This is a genomic window from Pseudomonas sp. PA-4-8C (assembly GCF_021606625.1).
GTDB lineage: Bacteria > Pseudomonadota > Gammaproteobacteria > Pseudomonadales > Pseudomonadaceae > Aquipseudomonas > Aquipseudomonas lactis.
This window is the reverse complement of record NZ_WKCD01000333.1, coordinates 1-5,447: the sequence shown is the minus strand read 5'-3', so window position 1 is coordinate 5,447 and position 5,447 is coordinate 1. Positions and strand designations below refer to the sequence as shown.

The window sequence follows — 5,447 nt, the reverse complement described above, 5'->3', positions numbered from 1 at the left end:
TCTTTGTCGAGCACGGCGAATGACAGTCGATATCTGTGCTCAGATGATTTCGCCGGCGATGACAGATAGGTAAAAAAGACAGGCCCAGGGATTCCACGGCCGCGGCTTCACCGAGCGCCAGGTTGAGCGGGTGGATATGACCGCCGCTCATGTCCAGCAGGCCGCCCACATAGTTGTCACAGGCAACCACTTCGCGGATGCGGTGCTCGTCCAACAACTCCAGTTGCGTATGGCCGTAGCGCTCCCACAGGCGCTTCTGCGACTCCAAGTGGCCCATGTGCTTGCTATTGAGGGCGGCGAACACGCCGCCGTCCTTCAAGTCGCACTGGATCTGATACTTGGCCACGCGCTCACGGATGATCCTGCCGCCTTCAAACGCCATCTGCCCCAACAACTGCGCCTGCTGAGGCCCGACACTGCGCTCGATCACATCGATATCGCGGCTGTAACTGTTGACGATCTGCCCACCGTTGCGGCCCGAAGCACCAAAACCGACCTTGGCGGCTTCCAGCACCGTGACGCGAAAGCCGTTCTCCAGCAAAAACAGCGCACTGGAAAGCCCGGTATAGCCAGCCCCGATCACGCACACGTCGGTCTCGACTTCACCTTGCAGCACAGGACGGGGCGGGACTTCATTCGCAGAAGCGGCGTAATACGACTGGGGGTAGGGGGTGTTCGCCATCCTGGAACCTCTGTTTTATATTTTTTACGAGTGCGCCGATCCTACCTGAGTTGAAAATTGCCTGCCAGCCACCCGGAAATCACGGGTGTACCCGACGCAAATAAAAAATTCGCATATTCATAGGGTTAGCTGCAAAAAAGATGTTGACACCCCTTCGGAATTCCGTAGAATGCCGCCTCACAGCAGGCACGTAGCTCAGTTGGTTAGAGCACCACCTTGACATGGTGGGGGTCGTTGGTTCGAGTCCAATCGCGCCTACCAAACAAAATCCGCTCTGCTGGGCGGTCTAGAAGGGCTCACCGAAAGGTGGGCCCTTTTTTGTTGTGTGAAATTTGGGCACAGCAAAGCCAAGGCGCCTGGCGGCGTCCTTTCAGGGCTTGAAAGTCCAATCAGGCGAACAGCGTCGCCACCGCCAGCAGGCAAATTACCTGGGCGAACAGTTGGCAGCGTATTTCGCCAAGCGTGGTCGCCATATTACTCATTTGTCCGGCATACATAGCGGGAACCCCTCATTGTCGGCGTGACGCCGTGAATGAACTGCAAGTACACACAGCTGCATCGTGGAGTATAGGTGCTGATCAGGAATTTTCACTTCCGACGCCATAGCGAGCTCACCCACACGATTTGTGCAAAAAAACTGGGCTCAATTCCTTCCAGGCACCGTACCGTACAGTGTCATCCCCCCACAAAAAATATTGGTGTGCAGCAACAATTTTTCTTGTTGGACACCCCCGGCCCCAGGCAGCAAAGTTGCCGCCACTGACGCTCGACCTTCCAGGTCAACAATAAAAAAACCGAGCCGACTGCACGCCACTTTCAAGCTGTGAGCCCTTTGCTCACATCCTGCTGTAATGGCGCCGCAGCGCGCACTAAAGGACCTCCCCGCCATGCAAACTGTTGTGAACTTATGGCCGTTGATCGGCGTACTTGTCATCGTGGTCGGCTTTGTATTGCGCTTCAATCCGCTGTTGGTGGTCACCGCAGCCGCCATCGCCACGGGGCTTGCCGCCCAGTTCCCCCTGGAAAAAATCCTCGCCACCATGGGCGATGGCTTCCTTCAGACCCGTGCCCTGCAACTGATCCTGTTATTGCCGCTGGCAGTGATCGGCCTGTTGGAGCGCCATGGCCTGCGCCTGCATGCGCAGAACTGGATCGCCCGCTTCGAACGCGCCACGGTCGGGCGCTTGCTGATCATTTATCTGTTTGTGCGTGAGTCCACGGCGGCCATGGGGTTGACGAGCCTGGGTGGGCATCCGCAGATGGTGCGGCCGCTGCTGGCGCCGATGGCCGAGGGCGCGGCGGAAAAGCGCTATGGCAAGCTGCCGGACAAGCTGCGTCACAAGGTACTGGCCATGTGCGCTGCCACCGATAATGTCGGGTTGTTTTTTGGTGAGGACATCTTCGTGGCCTTTGGTGCGATTGCGTTGATGCATACCTTCCTGCTCGGCTCGGGGATTGATGTGGAGCCGCTGCACATTGCGGTGTGGGGCATCCCGACGGCGATCTGTGCCTTCGTTATTCACGCTATCCGGTTGCATCGTTTCGACCGGCGCCTGACTCGCGAAATGAGCTCGGCCACTACCCCGGTGGAGGCTGCTCAATGATTATTTCCATTCAATACCTGTACTGGCTGGCGGGCGTGCTGCTGCTGATTACCGCCGGCATGATCCTGCTCGACCGTTCCCACCCCAAGCGTTGGTCCAGTGCGCTGTTCTGGTTGTTGTTTGCGGTGCCGTTCCTTATAGGTGAGCGCCTGCCTTCGGTGGCCATCGGAGTGGGTGTGGTGGTGATGGCATTGATTGCGGGCTTGGGCGGGGTTGGCCGTGGCCAGCACGCCCAATTGCACGACAAGGCGTCCCGCGCGAGTGCCGGGCGCCTGGGCCACAAATTATTCATCCCGGCGTTGGCGATTCCGCTGACCACGGTGATGGGTTCGGTGTTGCTCAAACACACCGAAATCGGCGGTGTACCGCTCTTGGATCCGAAGAACACTACCTTTGTCTCTCTCGGCATCGGTTGCCTGATCGCCCTTGGCCTGGCCTGCTGGCTGACCCGTGATACGCCGGTGCAAGCGTTGCGCGAATCCCGTCGCCTGACCGAAGCCCTGGGTTGGGCCATGGTGCTCCCGCAAATGCTGGCGATGCTCGGGCTGTTGTTCAATGAGGCCGGGGTGGGTACGGCGGTCGCTCATGTCACCACCACCTACATCAACCTGGACTACAAGTTGGTGGCGGTGATGGTCTATGTGTTGGGCATGGCCTTGTTTACCGTGATCATGGGCAATGGTTTTGCGGCCTTTCCGGTGATGACCGGTGGCGTCGGCGTGCCGGTGCTGGTGGGGATTTACGGTGGCAACCCTGCGGTGATGGCGGCCATTGGTATGTTCTCGGGCTATTGCGGTACGTTGATGACGCCCATGGCGGCCAACTTCAATATCGTACCGGCGGCGCTACTGGAACTGCCGGACAAAAATGCGGTGATCAAGGCCCAGATACCCACGGCGTTGATGATGCTGGTGGTCAATATCGTGCTGCTTTACCTGTTGATGTGAGGTCATTGTGCAAAGCGTATTGCTGACGGGCTTCGAGCCCTTTGATAACGCCCCGATTAACCCCTCGTGGGAGGCTGTGCGTCGGTTGGATGGCGTGCAGTTGAGCGAAGGTGTGCAAATTGTTGCGCGTTGTTTGCCCTGCGCATTTGCCTCCGCTGCCGAGACCTTACTGCAATTGATCAACGAACTGCAGCCGGCAATGGTCATCGCCACGGGCTTGGGGCCTGGGCGCAGTGATATTTCCATCGAGCGCGTTGCGATCAACGTTAACGATGCGCGTATTCCCGACAATCTGGGCGCGCAGCCGATTGATATCGCGGTAGTGGATGGCGGCCCGGCGGCGTATTTCTCGACGTTGCCGATCAAGGGCATGGTCAAGGCGCTGCGGGAGGCCGGTATTGCGGCCTCGGTGTCCCAGACGGCGGGGACGTTTGTGTGTAACCAGGTGTTTTACCGCTTGCAGCATGCGTTGGCGGGGACTGGGGTGCGCAGTGGGTTTATTCACGTTCCCGGCTTGCCTGGATCGGGCGAGCCGTCGATGGCGTTATCGACGACCGTGGAAGGGTTGCGTGCGGCGGCGTTGGCCGCCTGGCAAACCCAGGCGGATATCGTTCTTACCGGTGGCCAGATCAGCTGACGCTATATGCTGTGTTGCAATTTCAACTACAGTTCCAGCACACCCTCGCCTTGGAAAGTTGCCATGTTAAAGCGTACGAAGTTCGTGTCGGTTGCGTTGTCGCTAGCACTGTCCGTGACCAGTGGCCTTGCCCTTGCAGATCCAGGTAATGGCAAAGGCCAAGGCAACAACAAAGGTGATGCCTATGGTGGGCAGGACACCGGCAAAGGTCACGGTAATAACAAAGGTAATGCCCAGGGTGGGCAAGGTAAGGGCAAAGACAAGGGCGGCCCATCCAGCAATGACTTCAGCGTTGATCGAGGTCGTGTGCTGAATGTGTTGGGCGGCCACCGCGATTATTGGCGTCCGGGCCCGGCCTTACCGCCTGGCATTCAGAAAAACCTGGCACGCGGAAAGCCACTTCCGCCGGGTATTGCCAAGAAACTCGACGGCCGCTTGCTGGGGCAGTTGCCTCGTTATGATGGTTATGAATGGCAGCAAGCGGGAACCGACTTGATATTGGTGGCCATTGCGACCGGCATCATCTACGAAGTTCTGAACGGTGCGTTTGATTGAGTTGCAGCGCCCTCAGGCTTCACGCCCAGGGAAGAACAACTCAAAGCAGGTCACGCCGTCTTCACTGCTGACGCGGTACCGCCCGTTATGCAACTGCATGATGGTCGCCACGATCGAGAGCCCCAGGCCGTTGGACTGGGACGACCGCTCGCGGGATTCATCCACCCGGTAAAACCGTTCGAACAGCCGCGGCAGGTGCTCGGCCGGGATCGTCTGGCCGTGGTTGCTGACCCTCAGGTTGATGCCCGCGCCATCCGGCACTGCCTGGATACTCAGCTCCGAGCCCGGCGCGCCATACTTGATGGCGTTGGCACACAGGTTGGCCAAGGCCCGGCGCAGCAACATCGGTTCAGCCCAGATCACCCCTTCGCCCAAGGCGGTGATGTGCATGTACACATCACCCGCCAGCCCTTCGAAATAATCTGCGATACGTTCCACTTCATCCGCGGCGTCCAGCGCCTGGCGTTGGCGCATTGCGCTGGCGGGGTCGGTGCGAGCCAGGAACAGCATGTTGTCGAGCATCCGCGCCAGGCGCTCCAGCTCTTCGACATTGGAGGCCAGCAGTTGCTGATAGCTCTCGATGCTGCGGTGCTGTTGCAGGGCCACCTGGGTTTCGCCGAGCAGGTTGTTGATCGGGGTACGCAGTTCGTGGGCCATATCGGTGGACACTTGGCCCAGTTGTACAAAGCCTTTGGCCAGGCGCTCAAGCATGGTGTTGAACGAGTCGATCATGGGCAGCAATTCTTTCGGCGCGCCTTGGCTGTCGAGGCGTTCGGCCAGGTTGCTGACGCCGATCCCTTGGGCGTGTCGGGCCAGACGGCGCAAGGGCAGCAAGCCGCGATGGACCAGTAGGTAACCGACCAGCGCCAGGGTGATCGCGGCGATACTCGCCAGGATGTATACGCTCAGACGATAACTGGCGAGTACCGCGGTGCGCTCGGTCATCAGGCGGCCGCTGGTGATTTGCAGGCTGCCCAGGTCGCCGGAGTCGATGGCCACGGCCACCATCGAGAAGGGAATAC

6 protein-coding genes and 1 tRNA gene are annotated in these 5,447 nt (G+C 59.2%); 5 read left to right on the top strand and 2 right to left on the bottom strand.

The features are described from left to right. On the bottom strand, positions 1–682 hold a 682-nt coding region (locus GIW04_RS27380; RefSeq protein ID WP_236479385.1), incomplete at its 3' end, for an NAD(P)/FAD-dependent oxidoreductase. Positions 683–866: 184 nt separating this feature from the next. Here GIW04_RS27380 and GIW04_RS27375 point away from each other — a divergent pair. From GIW04_RS27375 to GIW04_RS27355, 5 genes are all read left to right on the top strand, one after another. After that, positions 867–943 (top strand) — tRNA-Val (locus GIW04_RS27375). 626 nt (positions 944–1,569) lie between these two features. Then, a complete protein-coding gene (locus tag GIW04_RS27370) occupies positions 1,570–2,286 on the top strand; it encodes a DUF969 domain-containing protein (RefSeq protein WP_057711706.1) in 717 nt (238 codons plus the stop codon). Next, entirely contained in the window at positions 2,283–3,233 is a 951-nt protein-coding gene (locus GIW04_RS27365; protein WP_120248916.1) for a DUF979 domain-containing protein, read from the top strand. The genes GIW04_RS27370 and GIW04_RS27365 overlap by 4 nt, the downstream gene beginning before the upstream one ends. 7 nt (positions 3,234–3,240) lie before the next feature. Continuing rightward, positions 3,241–3,870, top strand: a complete 630-nt coding sequence (gene pcp, locus GIW04_RS27360) for a pyroglutamyl-peptidase I (protein ID WP_120248915.1) — start codon at positions 3,241–3,243, stop codon at positions 3,868–3,870. Between the two features lie 63 nt (positions 3,871–3,933). Beyond that, entirely contained in the window at positions 3,934–4,425 is a 492-nt protein-coding gene (locus GIW04_RS27355) for an anti-virulence regulator CigR family protein (protein WP_120248914.1), read from the top strand. A gap of 12 nt (positions 4,426–4,437) precedes the next feature. Here GIW04_RS27355 and GIW04_RS27350 read toward each other — a convergent pair. Next, the coding region (locus tag GIW04_RS27350; protein WP_236479383.1) for a heavy metal sensor histidine kinase at positions 4,438–5,447 on the bottom strand (1,010 nt) is incomplete at its 5' end.

Bases quoted from the DNA above. Each gene is read 5' to 3' on its own strand.
- GIW04_RS27370 (WP_057711706.1), top strand. From the start codon at position 1,570: ATGCAAACTGTTGTGAACTTATGGCCGTTGATCGGCGTACTTGTCATC.
- GIW04_RS27365 (WP_120248916.1), top strand. From the start codon at position 2,283: ATGATTATTTCCATTCAATACCTGTACTGGCTGGCGGGCGTGCTGCTG.
- GIW04_RS27355 (WP_120248914.1), top strand. From the start codon at position 3,934: ATGTTAAAGCGTACGAAGTTCGTGTCGGTTGCGTTGTCGCTAGCACTG.